This is a genomic window from Streptomyces sp. NPDC055966, from assembly GCF_042269865.1.
Lineage (GTDB): Bacteria > Actinomycetota > Actinomycetes > Streptomycetales > Streptomycetaceae > Streptomyces.
In genome coordinates, this window is sequence record NZ_JBHJYK010000005.1 from 385,498 (window position 1) to 403,173 (window position 17,676).

At 73.6% G+C, this 17,676-nt stretch carries 16 protein-coding genes; 11 read left to right on the top strand and 5 right to left on the bottom strand.

All coding sequences use genetic code 11. The features are described 5' to 3' along the window. Nucleotides 1–115 precede the first annotated feature (115 nt). The 3 genes from ACFC8N_RS13965 to ACFC8N_RS13975 all read left to right on the top strand — a co-directional run bounded on the left by ACFC8N_RS13965 (nt 116) and on the right by ACFC8N_RS13975 (nt 2,216). Nucleotides 116–817, top strand: coding sequence for a metal-dependent hydrolase (locus tag ACFC8N_RS13965; protein WP_356033199.1), 702 nt, complete (start codon nt 116–118; stop codon nt 815–817). Between the two features lie 185 nt (nt 818–1,002). Continuing rightward, nucleotides 1,003–2,064: an FAD-dependent oxidoreductase gene (locus ACFC8N_RS13970; protein ID WP_376288240.1), complete on the top strand. Its 1,062-nt coding sequence runs from the start codon at nt 1,003–1,005 to the stop codon at nt 2,062–2,064. Continuing rightward, nucleotides 2,046–2,216, top strand: coding sequence for a hypothetical protein (locus ACFC8N_RS13975; protein WP_376288241.1), 171 nt, complete (start codon nt 2,046–2,048; stop codon nt 2,214–2,216). The genes ACFC8N_RS13970 and ACFC8N_RS13975 overlap by 19 nt, the downstream gene beginning before the upstream one ends. Before the next feature lie 47 nt (nt 2,217–2,263). Here the strand turns inward: ACFC8N_RS13975 and ACFC8N_RS13980 are convergent, their stop codons facing one another. After that, on the bottom strand, nt 2,264–3,418 hold the full coding sequence (locus ACFC8N_RS13980) for a Gfo/Idh/MocA family protein (RefSeq protein WP_376288242.1): 1,155 nt from the start codon (nt 3,416–3,418) through the stop codon (nt 2,264–2,266). A gap of 110 nt (nt 3,419–3,528) precedes the next feature. Between ACFC8N_RS13980 and ACFC8N_RS13985 the strand changes: the two genes are divergently transcribed. Further along, a complete protein-coding gene (locus ACFC8N_RS13985; RefSeq protein WP_376288243.1) occupies nt 3,529–4,536 on the top strand; it encodes a LacI family DNA-binding transcriptional regulator in 1,008 nt (335 codons plus the stop codon). Nucleotides 4,537–4,591: 55 nt separating this feature from the next. Here ACFC8N_RS13985 and ACFC8N_RS13990 read toward each other — a convergent pair whose 3' ends face one another. Together ACFC8N_RS13990 and ACFC8N_RS13995 are read right to left on the bottom strand one after the other, a co-directional pair. Next, entirely contained in the window at nt 4,592–6,169 is a 1,578-nt protein-coding gene (locus ACFC8N_RS13990) for an alpha/beta hydrolase (protein WP_376288244.1), read from the bottom strand. After that, the gene (locus ACFC8N_RS13995; RefSeq protein ID WP_376288245.1) at nt 6,166–7,383 is read right to left on the bottom strand and encodes a serine hydrolase domain-containing protein; all 1,218 of its coding nucleotides are present in this window, start codon (nt 7,381–7,383) and stop codon (nt 6,166–6,168) included. Before ACFC8N_RS13995 ends, ACFC8N_RS13990 begins: the two co-directional genes overlap by 4 nt. Before the next feature lie 287 nt (nt 7,384–7,670). Between ACFC8N_RS13995 and ACFC8N_RS14000 the strand changes: the two genes are divergently transcribed. Next, entirely contained in the window at nt 7,671–9,641 is a 1,971-nt protein-coding gene (locus tag ACFC8N_RS14000; protein ID WP_376288246.1) for a protease pro-enzyme activation domain-containing protein, read from the top strand. A gap of 202 nt (nt 9,642–9,843) precedes the next feature. Continuing rightward, nucleotides 9,844–10,884 (top strand): RimK family alpha-L-glutamate ligase, encoded by a 1,041-nt coding sequence (locus tag ACFC8N_RS14005; protein WP_376288247.1) that lies wholly within the window; start codon nt 9,844–9,846, stop codon nt 10,882–10,884. Between the two features lie 79 nt (nt 10,885–10,963). Here ACFC8N_RS14005 and ACFC8N_RS14010 read toward each other — a convergent pair whose 3' ends face one another. Beyond that, nucleotides 10,964–11,857, bottom strand: coding sequence for a LysR family transcriptional regulator (locus ACFC8N_RS14010; RefSeq protein WP_356033182.1), 894 nt, complete (start codon nt 11,855–11,857; stop codon nt 10,964–10,966). A 137-nt stretch (nt 11,858–11,994) separates the two neighbouring features. On the opposite strand from ACFC8N_RS14010, the gene ACFC8N_RS14015 reads away from it, so the two are divergent. Both ACFC8N_RS14015 and ACFC8N_RS14020 read left to right on the top strand, forming a co-directional pair. Further along, on the top strand, nt 11,995–13,110 hold the full coding sequence (locus ACFC8N_RS14015) for an alcohol dehydrogenase catalytic domain-containing protein (protein ID WP_376288248.1): 1,116 nt from the start codon (nt 11,995–11,997) through the stop codon (nt 13,108–13,110). A 268-nt stretch (nt 13,111–13,378) separates the two neighbouring features. Then, nucleotides 13,379–13,549: a hypothetical protein gene (locus tag ACFC8N_RS14020; protein WP_376288249.1), complete on the top strand. Its 171-nt coding sequence runs from the start codon at nt 13,379–13,381 to the stop codon at nt 13,547–13,549. A 72-nt stretch (nt 13,550–13,621) separates the two neighbouring features. Here ACFC8N_RS14020 and ACFC8N_RS14025 read toward each other — a convergent pair whose 3' ends face one another. Continuing rightward, nucleotides 13,622–14,392 (bottom strand): maleylpyruvate isomerase N-terminal domain-containing protein, encoded by a 771-nt coding sequence (locus tag ACFC8N_RS14025; RefSeq protein ID WP_376288250.1) that lies wholly within the window; start codon nt 14,390–14,392, stop codon nt 13,622–13,624. Between the two features lie 417 nt (nt 14,393–14,809). On the opposite strand from ACFC8N_RS14025, the gene ACFC8N_RS14030 reads away from it, so the two are divergent. The 3 genes from ACFC8N_RS14030 to ACFC8N_RS14040 are packed head-to-tail and all read left to right on the top strand — an operon-like array spanning nt 14,810 to nt 17,618. Continuing rightward, nucleotides 14,810–15,925, top strand: coding sequence for a Gfo/Idh/MocA family protein (locus tag ACFC8N_RS14030; protein WP_376288251.1), 1,116 nt, complete (start codon nt 14,810–14,812; stop codon nt 15,923–15,925). After that, nucleotides 15,922–16,854 carry a PmoA family protein gene (locus tag ACFC8N_RS14035; RefSeq protein WP_376288252.1) on the top strand — a complete coding sequence of 311 codons (933 nt, stop codon included), beginning with the start codon at nt 15,922–15,924 and terminating at the stop codon, nt 16,852–16,854. The genes ACFC8N_RS14030 and ACFC8N_RS14035 overlap by 4 nt, the downstream gene beginning before the upstream one ends. Then, nucleotides 16,848–17,618 (top strand): cupin, encoded by a 771-nt coding sequence (locus ACFC8N_RS14040; RefSeq protein ID WP_376288253.1) that lies wholly within the window; start codon nt 16,848–16,850, stop codon nt 17,616–17,618. Before ACFC8N_RS14035 ends, ACFC8N_RS14040 begins: the two co-directional genes overlap by 7 nt. The last annotated feature ends 58 nt before the right edge of the window (nt 17,619–17,676 follow it).

Here is a 17,676-nt window from a genome sequence, read left to right on the forward strand (position 1 = left end):
CGATCGCACACACATCACCGATCGCACACACATCGCTGACCGCGCGCACCTCTTTGACGCTCGGACATCGACGCGCCGTTGTCACGGCGCCCGACCGGGGGAGAACAACCTCACCATGATGGGCCATTCGCACGCCGTGAGCGGCGCCCTGCTGTTCGCCGGCACTGCTCCCTACCTGCCGCCCGTGCTGCTGCACACGCATCTGTCGCCCCAGGAGATCCTCATGGGCACGGTGCTGTGCGCGGGCGCCGCGCTGCTGCCGGACCTGGACCACCACGACGGCACGATCGCGAACTTCCTCGGCCCGGTTTCCAAGATGCTGTGCCGGTTCGTCGCCTTCGTCTCCGGCGGCCATCGGCATGCCACCCACTCCCTGTTCTTCATCGCCTTCATGACCGCGGGCACCTGGGCCGGAATCGCCTTTCTGGGACGGCCGTTCACGCTCGTCATGTGCTTCTTCCTGTTGGCGCTGGCGGTGCGTGCACTCAATCTCTGCCCGCCCGGACACGGCTTCCATGCCTGGGGCACCAACGTGGCCCTGGCCGCGCTGGGCACCGCCGCCATCGACAAGTTCATCCCCTCCGCGCCGCTCTGGCTGCCCTACGCCATCGGCCTCGGCTGCCTGGCCCATCTCCTCGGCGACTCCATCACCAAGCAGGGCGCGCCATGGCTGTGGCCGCTCAGGACGCGCTACGAGATCGTGCTGATCAAGAGCAGCGGCAACAAGCTGGAGACCGAGATACTGACACCGCTGATGGGCGCCGGGACCATCGCCCTCCTCTGGTTCACCGTGCTGTCCCCGCACCCCCTGCACTGAGCCCGGCCGCCGGTGCCGACCGCCGGTGTCACGGCACTCACCGGCCGGTCGCCGAGCAGACCTGCCTTCGTTCGGTTCCCCGTCTGAAAGGCACACGATGTCCGATCGGAGTTTCGACACGGTGGTGATCGGCGCCGGCGTCATGGGCTGCTCGATCGCCCATGCCCTGGCCGCGGGTGGACGGCGTGTCCGTGTCGTGGAGCGGGGGCCGGCGGCCGGGAGCGGTTCCACCAGCGTCCTCGGCTGTCATCCGCTTCAACTACCCCACCTGGACGGGCGTCGCCGGCGCCTGGGAGTCCCGGCATGCCTGGGCGGACTGGAGCGGACACCTCGGCGGCCACGACGAGGCGGGCCAGGCCCGGTTCAGCAGGACCGGCGGTCCGCTCCTGGACTCGCCCGGCCAGGACCGCGCCACGGTGCAGGAACTGTGCGACCGGGCCGGGGTGCCGTACGAGGACTGGGACGCCGCGACCATCCGCGAGCGTCTGCCCGTGCTGGACACCGGCCGCCACTGCCCGCCCAAGGCGATCACCGACGAGGCCTTCTTCGACGAGCCGACCGGTGACCTGAGCGGCTGCTGGACCCCCGACTGCGGCTTCGTGGACGACCCGCAACTCGCCGCCCACAACCTGATGGCCGCCGCCGTACGCCACGGAGCCGCCTTCCGGTTCCGTACGACGGTCACCGGCATCACGGCGCACGACCGGGTCACCGGCGTCGGCCTGGCCGACGGCACCCGGCTGTCGGCCCCCGTCGTGGTCAACGCGGCCGGACCGCACTCCGGCGCCGTCAACCAACTCGCCGGAGTCGGCGACGACTTCGCCGTCACCACCCGGCCGCTGCGCCAGGAGGTCCACGAGGTACGGGCCCCCGACGGCTACGGCCGCGGCGGCAGACGGCTCCTCGTCGCCGATCCGGACCTCGGCACCTACGTCCGGACCACCCCGAGCGGCGGCCTCGTCGTCGGCGGGACCGAACCGCGGTGCGACCGCCGCACTGGCTCGACGATCCCGACGACTGTCCCCCGCAGCCGACCAGAGCGGTCTACGACGCCCAGTTCCACCGCGCCGCCCGCCGTATCCCCACCCTCACGGTGCCCCACACCCCACGGGGAGTCGCCGGTGTGTACGACGTCTCCGACGACTGGATCCCGATCTACGACAAGACCGCCCTGCCGGGCTACTACGTCGCGATCGGCACCAGCGGGAACCAGTTCAAGAACGCCCCCGTGGTCGGACTGTTCCTGACGGCGATCATCGACGCCTGCGAGAGCGGCCGGGACCACGACACCGAGCCCGTCCAGCTCACCCTGCCGCGCACCGGCCTCGCGGTGGACCTCGCGCACTACAGCCGCAGGCGCCGGATCAACCGGGACAGCAGCTTCAGCGTCATGGGGTGATGACTCCGCCCGCCTCCACGTGCAGGGCGTGGTGGGACGCATGGTGCTCAGACGAGGTCCACCCACGCTCGCCGCTGGGCCGAGCGCCCGATCGCGTCCAGCGTCACCGCGCTGGCCACGGCGTCGTTCAGGGTGGCGCCCACGGGGGTGCCCCCGGCGATGGAGCGCAGGAAGCGGTGGGCCTCGATCACCTTCAGATCGTCGTAGCCCATGCTGGTGGCCGCCCCCGGCTGGAACGCGCCGTACTCACCGTGGCCGGGGCCGACGTACACGGTGCTCACCGGCTGGTCCTGGTAGCTCGTGCCGCGGCTGACGCCGAGCTCGCCCATGCGGCGGAAGTCCCAGAAGATGGCGCCCTTGCTGCCGTGCACCTCGAAGCCGTAGTTGTTCTGCTCGCCGACGGAGACCCGGCAGGCTTCGAGGACGCCCCGGGCGCCGGAGGCGAAGCGGAGCAGGCAGTTGACGTAGTCCTCGTTCTCGACCGGGCCGAGTTCGCCGCCGGTGGCGAGGCTGTGCCCGGCCGTGGCGCCGGTCGGGCGGGCCCGCTCCGGGACGAAGACCGCGGTGTCGGCGGTGAGCGAGGTGATCTCGCCCAGCAGATGGCGGGCCAGGTCGACGCCGTGCGAGGCGAGGTCGCCGAGCACCCCGCTGCCGCCACGCGCGCGCTCGTAGCGCCAGGTCAGAGCGCCCTGAGGGTGGGCGGCGTAGTCACTGAAGAGACGGATGCGGATGTGGGTGACCGTGCCGATCTCTCCGGCGGCGATCAGCTCGCGGGCGGCCTCGACGGCAGGCGCGTTGCGGTAGTTGAAGCCGACCGTGCCCTGCACCCCGGCCTTGGCCGCCGCGTCGGCCACGGCCCGGGCGTCCTCGGCGGTCAGTCCGACCGGCTTCTCGATCCAGATGTGCTTGCCGGCCTCGGCCATCGCGACACCGATCTCGCGGTGCAGGAAGTTGGGGGCGGTGATGCTGACCGCCCGGACCCGGGGGTCGGCGGCCACCGTGCGCCAGTCCCGGGTGGCGGAGGCGAAGCCGTAGAGCCCGGCCGCCTCCTGCGCCCGGCCCGGTACCTCGTCGGCGACGGCGACCAGTTCCGGCCGTAGGGACAGCTGGGGGAAGTGGTGGTGCACACGGGCGTACGCCTGTGTGTGCACCCGTCCCATCCAGCCGAATCCGACGACCGCGACGCCGAGCGTGTTCACCATGAGCGCCCTTCTTTGGACCGTTCCAGAACCTGCGCCACACCCTGAGTCCTGGGTCTCTCCCGTGTCAAGGGGTCTTTACAGGGCCTGCCGGGATATGGAACGGTCCAGACATGAGCACTCCGACCATCCGTGACGTCGCCGAGCGGGCCGGCGTGTCGAAGTCCCTGGTCTCGCTGGTGCTGCGCGGCTCGGCGGGGGTACGGCCGGAGAAGCGCGAGGCCGTCCTGGCCGCCGTCGAAGCGCTCGGGTACCGGCCCAACGCGGCCGCGCGCAGCCTGAGCGAGCGGCGCACCCGCACGGTGGGAGTGCTGCTCAACGACCTGCGCAACCCCTGGTTCGTGGAACTGCTCGACGGCCTGAACGGGCGGTTGTACGACAGCGGGATGCACGTCCTGCTGGCCGACGGCCACCTCAACCGGCGGCTCGGCGAGGACCTCACCCGGACCTTCACCGAACTGCGCGTCGACGGCCTGATCGCCGTCGGCACGCTCCAGGACCCCGAGGCCCTGCGCACCGCCGCCGGCCGGATCCCCACGGTCGTCGCCGGCGCCCGGGAACCGGTGCTCCCCGGCGTGGACATCGTCGCCAACGACGACGAACAGGGCGCCCGGCTGGCCACCGAGCACCTCATAGGCCTCGGGCACCGGCACATCGCCCACATCGCCGGGCAGGGCGCGGTCGGCGAACTGCGCCGGCGCAGCTTCGAGGCGACCATGCGCGAGCACGGACTCGCCGGCACGGCGGTCGTGGAACAGGGCGACCTCACCGAGGAGGGCGGCTACCGGGCCGCCGTCCGGCTCCTGAGCCGCCCGCAGCGCCCGACCGCCGTCTTCGCGGTCAACGACATGACCTGTGTCGGCGCGCTCTCGGCCGCCGAGGAGAGCGGCCTGCGGGTCCCGCGGGACCTCTCCCTCGTCGGCTACGACAACACCTACCTGTCGCGCCTGCGCCATCTGTGGCTGACCACCGTGGACAACGCCAGCCACGACGTGGGCCGCCGCGCCGCGCAGCGGCTGCTCGACCGGATCGACGAGCCGGACCGCCCGGCCGAGGTCGACCTCGCGCCCCCGTCCCTCGAAGCGAGGGGCACGACCGCCCCACTACGCACCGCCACGTGACAGCCATCGCTGGTGTGGGTGGCCCGCAGATCCCGCGGGCACCGGCGCCGTCACGTCATGCGGCGGGCCTGGGGCAGGTGACGTCGTCGGCCGGTGGGCGGCCGGTCCCCAGATAGGCGTTCACCGTGGCATCCACGCACGGGCTGCCGAAGACGCCGTACACCGCGTGCTGGTCCGCCCCGCGCAGGGTGACCAGGCGGGAGCTGGGCCAGCCGCGGCGGACCGCTTCGGCACCCTGGTAGACGGTGCGCGGGTCACCGGTGGCGTTCACGAGCAGGGCCCGCAGGTCGCCGCGGATCGTCGTGGGGCGCTCGCGGGGAGGCGCCCAGAACGCGCACGGGTTGATGTCGTTCGCGACGGGAGCGAAGATCCGGTCGCGCGACCCGGCACGCGTCAGATCGCGCCAGTACGTCTCCGGGTCGTGCGGAGCGGCCACGTCGCCGCAGAGGATCGACGTCTGGGCGCTGCCGTACGTGGAGTCGTGCCCGGTCAGCAGGAAGTCCAGCGAATCCGCCAGCCAGGGGGACGGGGTGACGGTCCGGCCGTCGGCGGCCCGCCGCAGGTCCCGCACGGCCCGGGCGAGATCCCCGTAGGCCGTGGGGTTGTCCTGGGAGAGGCCGTTGAAGACGAGGACGGGGAGGACGTGTTCGTCCACCCGGTGGGCGCCGAGCCGCAGGGGCGTGCGGGCGGCGGCCGACCGGACCGCGTTCACGGTCGCCAGCACCGCCCTGCGGGTACGTCCCAGGCCGTAGGCCGCGTCGTGCGCGGCGGCCCAGGCGGCCCAGTCACCCAGGGCGTCGCGGTTGGCCTGCTCCGCGCTCAGCAACAGCCGCGGACCGTAGCGGGCGGGATCTATCACACCGTCCAGGACCACCCGGTCGGTCCGGTCCGGGAACATCGTCGCGTACACCTGGCCGAGGTAACTGCCGTACGAGTAGCCGAGATAGGAGATCCGCCGCTCGCCCAGGGCGGCACGGATCACGTCCATGTCCCGGGCGGTGTTCCGGGTGGTGGCATACGGGATCAGGCCGCCCGCGTGGGTACGGCAACGGCGGGCGAGGCCGGCCGAGAAGGCGACCATCCGGTCGAAGCCGGCGCGGCCGGTGCCCGCCCCGCGGAACATGCTGCCGGTGGGCCAGCGGCAGTCCAGCGGGGTGCTCCGGCCGACGAAGCGCGGGTCCACCCCCACCACGTCGTAGCGCTTGCCGACGTCCTTCATCGCCGCGCGCACCCACGGCGGATCACCGATGGTCTGTCCCCCCGGGCCGCCGCTGTTGAGCAGCAGCGCGCCGATGCGGTGGGCGGTGTCGGTGGCCCGGATCCGGGAGATCGCGACGGTGAGCGTACGGCCGTCGGGGCGGGTGTGGTCCAACGGCACGGTGACGTCGGCGCATTGGGCGCCGGCCTGCTCCAGTTCCTCGCCGGTGGTGTCGCCGGGGCCGAGCCGGCAGCTCTTCCAGTCGAGGCGCTGGTGGTCGTAGCGGGCGAGGGGATCGCCGGCGGACGCGGCGGTGGCGGACGGGGCGCTGCCCAGGGTGAGCGCGCCCGCGAGGCACAGGGCGGCGGCCGCGGCGCACCGCGCGGTGCGGCGGCGTGAGCGGCGGCCGGCGCCGCGCGCGGTGGGGGCGGTCATGCGGGTGTCCTTTCGGAGGGGTCCGGCTCGCAGAAGGCCTTGTCGACGACGTCGTGGAAGTCCTGTTCGGCCTGGAGCGTCGCCGGGATCCCGTTCAGGGCCACGGCGACGCTCCGGCCGCCGGGGCCGGCGGCGACCAGGGCACGGTGGCCGCCGGGCACGGTTCCCGCGTGACCCCACCAGGTACCGCCGCAGGACAGGGGCGAGGTGATCAGCCCGAGCCCGTAACGGGCGCCGGGCCAGAGCCGGTCGGGATCGGCGGCCACCGTCCGCCGCATGTCGGCGAGTTGGGCCGCCGGCAGCAGGCGCCCGCCGAGCAGGGCGGTGAGGAACCGGATCATGTCGGCGGGTGTGGACACCAGGGCCCCGCCGACCCCGCCGAAGGTCATGTTCCAGCTCGTGCCGTCGGTGCGGCGGCCGTCGTCCGCGGTGAAGTAGCTGTGGGAGTGCGGCCCGTGGAGGCGGGGGTCGTCGCCGGGCCAGTACGTGTCGTGCAGCCCGAGCGGCGCGATGACGCGGCGGGTGATCTCCGACTCGGGGGAGTGGCCGGTGACCGCGCGCACGATCAGCCCGGCGACGAGGTAGTTGGTGGTCGCGTAGTGCCAGCTCTGCCGTGGCCGGGGCAACCGCAGCGCGTCGGCGACGAGTTCGCGCGGGGCGAAATGGCGGTGTCGCAGCCGCTCGGGGTGGTCCCAGACGGGCGCGTCGAGGTAGTCGGGCAGCCCGCTGGTGTGCTGGAGGAGTTGGCGGACGGTGATCCGGCGGCCGTCGTACCCGTGTCCCCGGATCAGTCCGGGCAGGTACCGCTCGACAGGCGCCTCCAGGGACAGGCGCCGTTCGGCGGCGAGTCGGAGGACGACCGTCGCGGTGAAGGTCTTGGTGACGCTGCCGATGCGCAGTCGGTCGGTGGTGTTCATCGGTCGGCCGGAGCGCAGATCGGCCACTCCGTCCGTCACGGTCCAGCGGGCGCAGGGTGCGTCCGGGCCCGTGCTCTCGGCGAGGACCGCGGCACCGGCGATCCGGTCGTGCACGACCAGGCGGTGCAGGGACCGGCGCAGGGCGTCGTGCGTGCCGCACGGGCGGGACGCGCGGGCCGGCGGTGGCGCTTGGGCGGCTGCCGCGGGGGTGGCGACCAGCACGACGGCCGTCGCCGCGGCGGTGGCCGCGAGGCCGGTACGCCTGCGGAGTAATCGGCTCAGGAAGGGGATGGTCATGGGACAGCACGCTAGGCACCGGCCGGGACCCGATCACTCCGGCAGGCAGGAGGCTTCGGGGTGGGGACAGCACCAGAGCGTGCCGGGCATCACCCCCCACCCCGTCAGGAAGGGCTGGATCCGGTCACGTGCACCGGATCACCGCAACCCGGGGCCGCGGGTCGTCGTCGTAGGAGGAGAAGGTGCGGGAGAGGCTGGAGCCGGAATGAGGCGGTGCCCGAGCGATCGGGCCGGGCTGGGGGACACACGTGAAAAGAGCGTTCGTGGACGGGCGGGGAGCGGGACCGGTGGTGCGGAGCCGGCGCCGGGGGCGGGCCGCCGCTGCCGTGGCAGGCTGTACGGCCGTGCTGGCCGCCGGAGCGCTGCTGGGGGTGCCCTGCACCGCACAGGCGGCGGCCACCACGACGGTGCCGGGGACGGCGTCCCCCGCCGTGCACACCATGGCCCTCGCCGGTGCCGTGCCGTCCGCCCAGGACATGACCGTCCAGGTGTGGCTGAAGCCGGATCTGGCCGGTGCCGCCGCGTTCGCCGACGCGGTCGCCACACCGGGCAGCGCCGCGTTCCACCACTATCTCGGCCCTGACGCCTACACCGCCCGCTTCGGGCCGTCCGCCGCGCACGCCCGGGCGGTCGCGGCATGGCTGAGCACCAAGGGTCTGACGCGGGTGCACATCAGCGACGGCCGCGACTACGTCTCGGCGACCGGGACGGCGTCGGCGGTGCAGTCGGCGTTCCAGGTGCGGATCAACCGGTACCGGGCCGAGGACGCGCTCGGCGGGACCACGGTGATCCAGTCCAACGACCGCGACGTGTCGATACCGGCCCCGCTCGCGCCCGACGTCCTCGGGGTGACCGGGATGAGCGGAGCCCGGCCGAACACCACCCGGACCGCTGCCGCGAGACATACGCAGACGCAGACGGGGGCGCAGACGGGGGCGCCCGAGGCACCGACGTGCTCCCGGTACTGGGCGCAGCACACGCACCTCGTCCACCCGGCCTACCAGGGACTGAGCACGGCATCGCTGCCCGTGTGCGGGTACTCCGCCCGTCAGATCCGCGCCGCCTACGGCGCGACCTGGACGGACACCGGCAAGGGCCAGACCGTGGCCCTGACCGAGGACGAGGCGCCGACCGCGATGTTCCGGACGCTGACGGAGTACGCGCGCACCAATCACCTGCCCGCGCCGAAACCCTCCCAGTTCCGGGAAGTCCGGTCCGGAAAGTCCTGCGGCACCTCCGCGCGGGGCGCGGCGCAGGCGACCGCGGTGAACGACGAGGCGGAGATGGACTCCGAGGCCGTGTACGCCATGGCGCCCGGAGCCGCCCAGCTGATGGTGGTCGGCGGCGGCTGCGACGAGGACCAGGCACTGCTCGACGCGGCCCTCTCCGTGCTGACCGGCGACGGCAAGCACCCCAGCGCCTCCATCGTGTCCAACTCGTGGCAGATCCCCCTGGGCATGGTGCCGGAGAAGACCGTGCACGCGATCGACGTGCGGGCCGCGGCCGAGGGGGTCGGCATGTACTTCTCGTCCGGTGACACACCCGGGCTGACGGTGACCGACTCCGACCCGTACGCGGTGGCGGTCGGCGGCACCAGCCTCGGCATCGGGGCGGCGGACAACCGGGTCTTCGAGACCGGGTGGTCCAGCGACTACGGCTCCCTGGAGCACGGCAGGTGGAGCGACCTGGGCATCAGCGGGGGCGGCGGAGGCACCAGCCTCGTCTACGGCCTGCCCGCCTACCAGAAGGGTGTCGTTCCCGCGTCGATGTCGCGTGTCCGCGTCGGCAATCGGGTCGCCACCGACCGGGCCGTCCCCGACATCGCGGCCGACGCCGATCTCGACACCGGGCTCCTGACCGGGTACACGGAGTCGGGGAGCGACGCGAAGCCGGGGCCGTACCGGACCATGGTGAACGCCGGCACCAGCCTGGCCTGTCCGCTGATCGCCGGCCTGATCGCCGACGCCCAGCAGGGCCGGAAGACGGCGTTCGGCTTCAGCAACCCGCTGATCTACCGGCTCGCCGGCACCCGCGCCTACCACGACGTCCTGCCGGTCGACTCCCGGACGCCGCAGCAGAACAGGGCTGCCTACCTCGCGGCGGACGGGTCCGGCGGCGCCCCGGGCGTCGACGTCTTCGGCTCCCAGGAACGCGCCTACACCCAGCAGGTCACCGCCAAGGGGTACGACACGATGACGGGCGTCGGCACACCGAACGGCGCCGCCTTCATCGCCGGGCTGCGCCGCGCCGCCCCCTGACCGGCCCGGACGACCGGTGACCTCGCCGACGTCCCAACTCCCGCGCCACGGCGCCGACATCGGGCAGTGGCCGGCCGGTTCCCCCGGCCGACCGCGCCGTATCCGCCATCGCGTCGCCTTCCGTGATCGCGCGATCACGGATGTGTGACAGTGGTGCTCCACGGCCCGGCAGTGGCGGGCGGCGAGGAGACGAGGAGTCGGAGTGGACACACGGCACCGTGGCCGGCCGGAGCATCCCGTACCGGCCGATGTGTGGATGCTGGTGCGGGAGCGGCCCATCGCGCTGCGGCGGTCCACGGCCGAACTGGCAGGGGCGTTCACCGCCGCCTTCGGACCCCGCTTCGTCCTCTGGCACACCGACGAACTGCTCTTCGGCGTCCGGGACGGCAGGCTCGTCCTGCACACCCTGGGCGGCGTGGACCTGCCGGCTCCGGACGTGGTGTGCGTACGCCAGATGCCCGGCTCCATGCGGAGCGACCGGGAGACCACCCTGCTGCGCCATCTGGAGCGCATGGGCAGCACCCTCGTGAATCCGGCCGACGCCCAGCTGACGGCCCGTAACAAGGTGTGGCAGGTGCAGGAACTCGCCCTGGCCGGGGTGCCGGTGCCCGACACGCTCTCGTACGCCACCGCCCCCCTGGACGGCGTCGTACACAGCCGGAACCTGCGCACGCCGTGCGTGGTGAAGGCCGTCAGCGGTACCAAGGGCCGGCAGGTCTTCCTCGCCCGCGAGCAGGGCCTGCTGCGTGAGCTGTCCGGCAGCCTGGCGGACGGGACGCCGTTTCTGTTCCAGGAGTACGTGGCCGGCTCGCACGGCCGCGCCCTGCGTGTCGTCGTGGTCGACGGCGAGCCGGTGAGCGCCGTCCTGCACACCTCCCGGCACGGCGCCCTCGCCGCGAACATCGCCAAGGGCGGCTCCGCCACGCTGTGCGCCGGCCGCCACCCGCAGGCGGAGGAGCTGGCGGTGCGCGCGGTCGGCGCCCTGGGCCTGGACATCGCCGGGGTGGACCTGCTGTTCGCGGCCGACGGCACCTTCACGGTCTGCGAGGTGAACGCCGTCCCGGGCTGGCGCCCGGAGATGACCACGGTCACCCCGGCGATCGTGGCCTGCATCGCCCGCCGCCTGGCCATCCGCGGCTACGAGGCATCGCCCGCACCTCGTCCGGGCGAGCCCGGCCCGCCCACGAGGCCGGCCGAGCCGCGGGAGAAGCCTGCCGCGGCTCGGCCGAGCACCGGGGACTGACGCGGCAGCGCGGTGCCGGCCGGCCACCGGGAGCGAGACCTGGTTCGCCGCGGATGACTTCCCGCGGCGCGGCCGGGCCTCAGTCGGTCGGCACCAGCGCCTGAGCGACGGCCGTGATCGCCGGCGTGGGCGGGCCCGGCAGCCGCGCCAGGAGGATCCGGCGCACTTCGCGGGGCGCGCCCTCGACGCGCAGCAGGGTCACCCCGGGCGGCAGCACCTCCGACATCCGGGACGGCACCGTCGTCACCCCGAAGCCGCCGGCGACCAGGTGAAGCTTGGCCAGCCAGTCACGCACGGCATGGCTGACACGCGGGCGGCCCGGCAGGCCCGGCCAGACGCCCAGCAGCGGTTCGGAGTTCGACGACGGGGTGGCGATCCAAGCGACGTCGACGAGTTCGTCGACGTGCACCGAGGTGCGGCCCGCGAACATCCCCGTCGTCCGGGCGGCCACGAGGAGTTCGGTGTCCTCCACCGTCTCGACGTGCAGGCGCGGCGACTCGCCGTCCGGGGGCCGGTGGGGCGGCCGGGACGTCAGCAGGGCGAGGTCGATCGAGCCGGCGCGCAGCGCGCGGACCAGGCGGGGTGTCGTGCCCTCGCGCGTCGTGACCGTGACCTGCGGATGGCCGGCCGCGAGCCGTGCGAGTGCGGCGGGCAGGAGCGCCGCGCCCGCGCTCAGGAACACGCCGAGCCGTACCCGTTCCCGCTGCGGTGCGGTCCCGGTCAGGTCGCGCTCGGCCGCGTCGAGGGAGTCCAGGATGGTGCGGGCGTGCCGCAGCAGGGTCAGCCCCGCGGAGGTGAGCCGTACCCCGTCGGTGCGGCGCTCGAACAGGACGGCACCCGCGCCGCGTTCGAGGGACGCGGCCTGACGGGAGACCGCCGACTGGGTGTAGCCGAGGCGCGCGGCCGCCGCCGTGAAGCTGCCGGACTCCGCGATCTGCCGCAGAACGCGCAGGCCCGAACTGGAGAGGTCCATGCGTCCTACGCATACCACGGATGCCGGATCCTCGCTTCCCGAATGCCCCCCTGCCTTCCTAGCCTCGATGACGTCGCCCGAGGAACGACCGGACAGGCGACGAGACAGACGACGAAGAGAAACACGGAGGTCCACCCGTGCGCGCAGCAGTTCTGACGCAGTTCGGCGCCCCGCTCACGGTGCGGGAGCTGCCCGACCCCGAGGTGAGGGGCGGCGAGGTGGTGGTCGAGGTGGTCGCCGCCTGCGTGCTGCCGTACGCCGCCGAGGTGTTCAGCGGCGCCCGGAACTACCCCCTCGTCCCGCCGGTCGTACCCGGTACGGGCGGCGTGGGACGCATCGTCCACGTCGGCCCGGACGCCACCCGGCTCCGCGTCGGCGACCTGGTGTGGTGCGACCCGACGGTGCGCTCCCGGGACGACGCGCTGACGCCCGACATCACGCTCCAGGGCTGGAGCTCCCGGGGCGACGGCGGCGCACGCCTGGCGCGCCATCTGCACCACGGGTCGTTCGCCGAGCGCATGCGGGTACCGACGGAGAACGTCTTCCCCCTGCCGGAGCCGGCGCGCGACGACCCCGCACGCTGGGCCTCGCTCGGCGTGTACGTCATTCCGTACGGCGGGCTGCTGGCGGGCGGGCTCGAAGCCGGCGAGACGCTGCTCGTCAGCGGCGCGACCGGGAACCTCGGCAGCAGCGCGGTGGCGGTCGCGCTCGCGATGGGCGCGGGCCGCGTGATCGCCGCGGGCCGCAACCGGGCCGCCCTCGCCCTCCTCGCCGAGCGGTTCGGCACGCGCGTACGCCCGGTGGAGCTGACCGGACAGGAGGACCCGGACCGGGCGGCGATGGCGGCGGCGGCCGGCGGCCCGATCGACATGGTGCTCGATCTGCTGCCCCCGAGCGCGCCCGGCACGGCGGTGCGCACGGCGGCCATGAGCGTGCGCGAGTACGGCCGCGTCGTCCTGATGGGCGGCGTCGGCATGCTCGGCGGTGCCGACCTCGCGCTCCCGTACCCGTGGCTCATGCGCAACTCGGTGACCGTGCGCGGCCAGTGGCTGGGCCCGCGTACGGCGAACGCCGGCATCATCCGGCTCCTCGCCTGCGGCACCCTGGACCTCGCCGGTGAACAGGTCCGGGCCTTCCCGCTCGATGCCGTCAACGACGCCATCGCCCACGCCGCCGCGCACGCGGGCCCGTTCGACCGCACCGTCCTCACTCCGTCCGCCGAGGGTGACGGCCGACCACTCGCGCGCTCGTGACCTGGTCACGGGTATGGTCAACTCGCTGCGGAATTAGCCGAGTTGTCGCCGCTTCACCGGGCGCCCGCAAGGGAGCGGCAGGCGTGGGCCGGCCGCAGACGACGTTCCGCGCCATCGAGGTCGGAGGGATGAACGACGCCGGGCTCGCGGTGTGGTTCACCTGCTGGAGACGTGTGGCACCGTCGGAGAGGTGATCGGCAGCCTGCGGTCCGTCCCGATCTCCATCCCGCAGACCGTCACCGTCGTCGCCCCCTAACGTGCGGCGACGGTGTTCGTCGGGCCGGACATCCCACTGACCGAGGCGCCGGACGCCTGCGCCGCCCACCACCAGCCCTCCGAGGGCCGGGTGACCGACTACCGGCCCGGCGAGTCCCGGGCACACTCCCGCGCCGACTTCGCTCCCGGCTCGCGGACCGTGACGATCGGCCGGGCGGGCTGAGTACCGGGCGCAACCGCGCTCCGTGACACGGGGAGGAGCCGGGCGGCCGGACCGGGGGAGGGAGCGGAGCCTTCAGTAACCGCCCAGCAGGCCCCGTACCTTGCGCAGCGCCTCCGGACCGGCGGAGCTGTGCCAGCGTGCCGGGTCGGCGGGGCGGCGGCCCCACAGCAGCAGTACCCGGGCGGCCGCGTCGCTCTCGATCGTGGCGGGGCCCTCGGGGGCGGCGAGCCGGATGCTGCAGGAGCCCGCGTCGGCGCTCACCACGACGTCGTCCATGCCCGGCGTGCGAAGGCGTCCCTCGACCCGCCCCTCGGGCCCCGGTGCCAGCCCGGCCCGGCCACGCTCCAGCAGGGGACGGCCGACCGAGGTCACGCTGTGCTCCGTCATCCACGGCTCGTCGAGCGCCCGCACCGCCGCAGGGTCGTCACCGGTCAGGTCCCAGCGGTGCAGGATCAGTTCCTCACGCATGTGCTCGGCGAAGGAGGGGGCCTTCACGGTCCGCCCGGTCCACCGCACCTCGGTGTCCGGGGACAGCTCCTGCGCGGCGGCCGCCGTGACCTCGGTGAGTCGCTCGCAGCGGTTCAGGAACGTCGCCCAGAGGTCGGCGTCGGACAGCCGTCGATGGGGATCCTCGCGATCAAAACCCCGGGTCTCCACCGGGGTGCCGTCGAGGAAGGCCTGGAGGACCCGGGCCAGTTCCTCGGCATTCCCCGTCTGGTGGACCAGGACGTCCCGTACGGTCCACGCCTCGCACCACGTGCCGTCGTCGGGCCGCCTGGCCTGGACGGCCCGCACGAAGGGGACCAGCTCCGGCAGGGTCTCCTCGACCCGGGAGGGAATCACGCGCCATGGGTAGCCCGGCCGGGCGCCGCTCAAACCAACGCGTCCGCCCGCCCCGTCCGCGAGGTCGGTGTCGCGCGCCCGGGCCCGTCGCAGTCTCCAGCACCAGGGTGGCTTTCCGCCCCGTCGCGGTCTCTCGTGCCACGGCGGTTCTCCGCTCCCGTCGCGGGCTCCCGCGCCACGGCAGCTTTCCGTTCCCCTCCCGGCCTCCCACGGCACGGCGGTTCTCCGCTCCTGTGCGGCCCTCCTCCGCCCGGCCCATCCGACCCCGCACCAGCGAATTTCCCCGCACTAGGGGTTGTCCTGACAATCCCGTCGCCCTAGGGTCGCCTCGTACGGGGCAAGCGCTTTCTCCCTGGCGCTCGATGCGGCGCTCGAAGTGGTGCTCGACTCCGTCTGCCGAGCCCTCAGGAGCATTGCATGTCCCTCGCCGCACCCCGCCGCCGCGCCGCCGTCATCGGCACCGGCGCCATCGTCGCCGGCAGCCACCTTCCCGCACTCAGAGCCCATGCCGAGCGCGTCGAACTCGTCGCCGCCGTCGATGTGGACGAGGGCAGACTGAACGCCTTCCGGAAGGAGGCGGGGGCGCGGGTCGCCGGGTTCACCTCGACGCAGGCCATGCTCGACGCCGTACGCCCGGATCTGGTCCTCATCGGCACGCCGCCCGCGCTGCACCGCGAGCAGACCGTGGCCGCGCTCAAGTCGGGCGCCTGGGTGCTGTGCGAGAAGCCGCTGTGCCTGTCGCTCGCCGAGTACGACGACATCGCCGCCGCCGAGGAGGCCTCCGGCGCGTACGCCTCGGTGGTCTTCCAGCACCGCTACGGCTCCGGCGCCGTGCACGCCAGGGACCTGATCGCGCGGGGCGAGCTGGGCACCCCGCTGGTGGCGCACTGCCAGACCACCTGGCACCGGGACGCCGACTACTACGCCGTTCCGTGGCGCGGCCGGTGGGCGACCGAGGGCGGTGGGCCGACCATGGGGCACGGCATCCACCAGTACGACCTGCTGCTGCACCTGCTGGGGGAGTGGGAGGAGGTGCGGGCCATGGCGGGCCGGCTGGTCCACGACGTCGAGAGCGAGGACGTCTCCACCGCCCTCGTCCGGTTCCGCGGCGGCGCGCTCGCCACCGTCGTCAACAGCGTCCTGTCCCCGCACGAGGTCAGCCGCATCCGTATCGACTGCTCCGACGCCACCCTGCAACTGACCCACCTCTACGGGCACGGCAACACCGACTGGGTCTACACGCCCGCGCCGCACGTCGACCCCGGGCGCGTCGCGACCTGGCGGACCCCCGCGCAGGACGTGCCCAGCTCGCACCTCGCCCAACTCGGCGTGGTCCTCGACGCGTTCGACCGGGGCGAGCGGCCTCCGGGCAGCGGCCCCGACGCCCGCGCCACCCTGGAGTTCGCCGCTGCCCTGTACAAGGCGGCGTTCACCGGGCAGCCGGTACGGGCGGGCGAGATCGGTCCCGGTGACCCCTACTACGCGGCCATGCACGGCGACCACCCCGACTGGGCCCCCAAGGAGCGCGCATGACCATCCGAGTCAGCCACGTCCACGGCGAACACCTGGCGGTCCAAGCGGCGAACGGCACCGAGATCCTCCGCTACGTCTACCGCCCCGATCCGGACGCCTTCGAGGCCCGCAAGCCCTACGCCCACCCCGTGCGCACCCTCGCCGGGCACACCGTGACCGGCTACCGGCCGAACGACCACCGCTGGCACAAGGGCCTCCAGATGACGGCCAGTCATCTGTCCGGGCAGAATTTCTGGGGCGGCAACTGCTATGTCCACGGCGAGGGTTATCTGCGCCTGCCCGACCGGGTCGGGTCGATGCGCCACGACGGCTTCACCGGCCTCGGCGTCACCGACGAACGCCTTGACGTCACCGAGGAGTTGACCTGGATCGAGAACGGCGGCCGGGAGTGGGCGCGTGAGGTGCGCGGCCTCTCCGTGCACACGGTGGACGTGGAGGCCGGCGCCTGGACCCTGGACTGGTCCATCCGCCTCACCAACACCCGTGACGAACCCCTGCTGTTCGGCTCGCCCACCACCGCCGGCCGTGAGATGGCCGGCTACACCGGCCTCCAGTGGCGCGGTCCGCGCGACTTCACCGGCGGCGGCGTGTTCACGCCCGATTCCGAACCGGGCGTCGGCGCCGAGAAGGTGATGGGCAGTCAGGGACCGTGGCTGGCCTTCAGTGCCGCGCATGACGGGTCCGCCGCGCACTCCACGCTCGTCTTCGCCCACGCCCCCGAGAACCTGGACGAGTCGTCCGCGATCCATGCCTCGCACTGGTTCGTACGCTCCGAACCGATCCCGACCGTCGCGTTCTCCTGGGCGTTCTTCGAGGAGTTCGCACTCCCGCCGGGGGAGAGCTTCGGCTACCGCTACCGGGTCGTCGTCGCCGACGGCGCCTGGGACCGCGACCGGGTGAGCCGCCACCTGGAAGGCCTGCCATGGTGAACGAGGCCGAGCCGGGGCCGTCCCGTCCGCTGCCCGGCGCCGTGGGCCTGTCCCACCTGAGCGCCTACGCGTGGCAGGCCGCCGACGGTGTCTGTGGCGGCAGCCCGCATCTGCACCTGGTGTGCACCGAGGCGTACGTCGTCACCGGGGGCCGGGGCGCGGTGCAGACCCTGAGCCCCGACGGCTACCGGGACATCCCGTTGGCGCCCGCCTCTCTCGCCTGGTTCACCCCCGGCACCGTGCACCGGATGGTGCAGGGCGGCGACCTGCGGATCACCGTGCTCATGCAGAACAGCGGCCTGCCCGAGGCCGGGGACGCCGTGTTCACCTTCCCGCCCGAGGTGCTCGCCGACCCCGAGCGGTACGCGGCCGCCGCCACCCTGCCGCCGGGCACCGGCCCGGAGACCGAGGCGGCCGCCCGGCGCCGCCGGGACCTCGCGGTCGAGGGCTACCTCGGTCTGCGTGAGGCACTGCTCGCCGGGGACAGCGGCCCGTACCGTGCCTTCCAGCAGGCCGCCGCCCGCCTGGTCCGGGCCCGGGTGCCCGCCTGGCGCGAGCTGTGGCGGGCCGGCGCCCTCGCCGCCGCCGAACGCACCGGCGCCCAGCTCGACGCCCTGGAGTCCGGCGAGCCGGCCTACCTCGCCGACGCGACCGCGTACCGGAGCGAGCCGAGCAGGCTGGGCGGCTTCGGGATGTGCGGGCGCCGCGACGAGTACGCGCTGCCGGGCACGACGCTGCCGTACGACGGCACGCCGACGGCCTAGAGGCCGAGCGGAACATCGGAGGGAGAGGCGACCTCGGCATGTCCGGACGCAGGGCACC

What these genes read in the sequence shown, in the direction of transcription:
- ACFC8N_RS13990 (WP_376288244.1), bottom strand. Translation starts at nt 6,169, where the DNA reads ATGACCGCCCCCACCGCGCGCGGCGCCGGCCGCCGCTCACGCCGCCGC.
- ACFC8N_RS13995 (WP_376288245.1), bottom strand. Translation starts at nt 7,383, where the DNA reads ATGACCATCCCCTTCCTGAGCCGATTACTCCGCAGGCGTACCGGCCTC.
- ACFC8N_RS13985 (WP_376288243.1), top strand. Translation starts at nt 3,529, where the DNA reads ATGAGCACTCCGACCATCCGTGACGTCGCCGAGCGGGCCGGCGTGTCG.
- ACFC8N_RS14040 (WP_376288253.1), top strand. Translation starts at nt 16,848, where the DNA reads ATGGTGAACGAGGCCGAGCCGGGGCCGTCCCGTCCGCTGCCCGGCGCC.
- ACFC8N_RS13980 (WP_376288242.1), bottom strand. Translation starts at nt 3,418, where the DNA reads ATGGTGAACACGCTCGGCGTCGCGGTCGTCGGATTCGGCTGGATGGGA.
- ACFC8N_RS14035 (WP_376288252.1), top strand. Translation starts at nt 15,922, where the DNA reads ATGACCATCCGAGTCAGCCACGTCCACGGCGAACACCTGGCGGTCCAA.
- ACFC8N_RS13965 (WP_356033199.1), top strand. Translation starts at nt 116, where the DNA reads ATGATGGGCCATTCGCACGCCGTGAGCGGCGCCCTGCTGTTCGCCGGC.
- ACFC8N_RS14010 (WP_356033182.1), bottom strand. Translation starts at nt 11,857, where the DNA reads ATGGACCTCTCCAGTTCGGGCCTGCGCGTTCTGCGGCAGATCGCGGAG.
- ACFC8N_RS14030 (WP_376288251.1), top strand. Translation starts at nt 14,810, where the DNA reads ATGTCCCTCGCCGCACCCCGCCGCCGCGCCGCCGTCATCGGCACCGGC.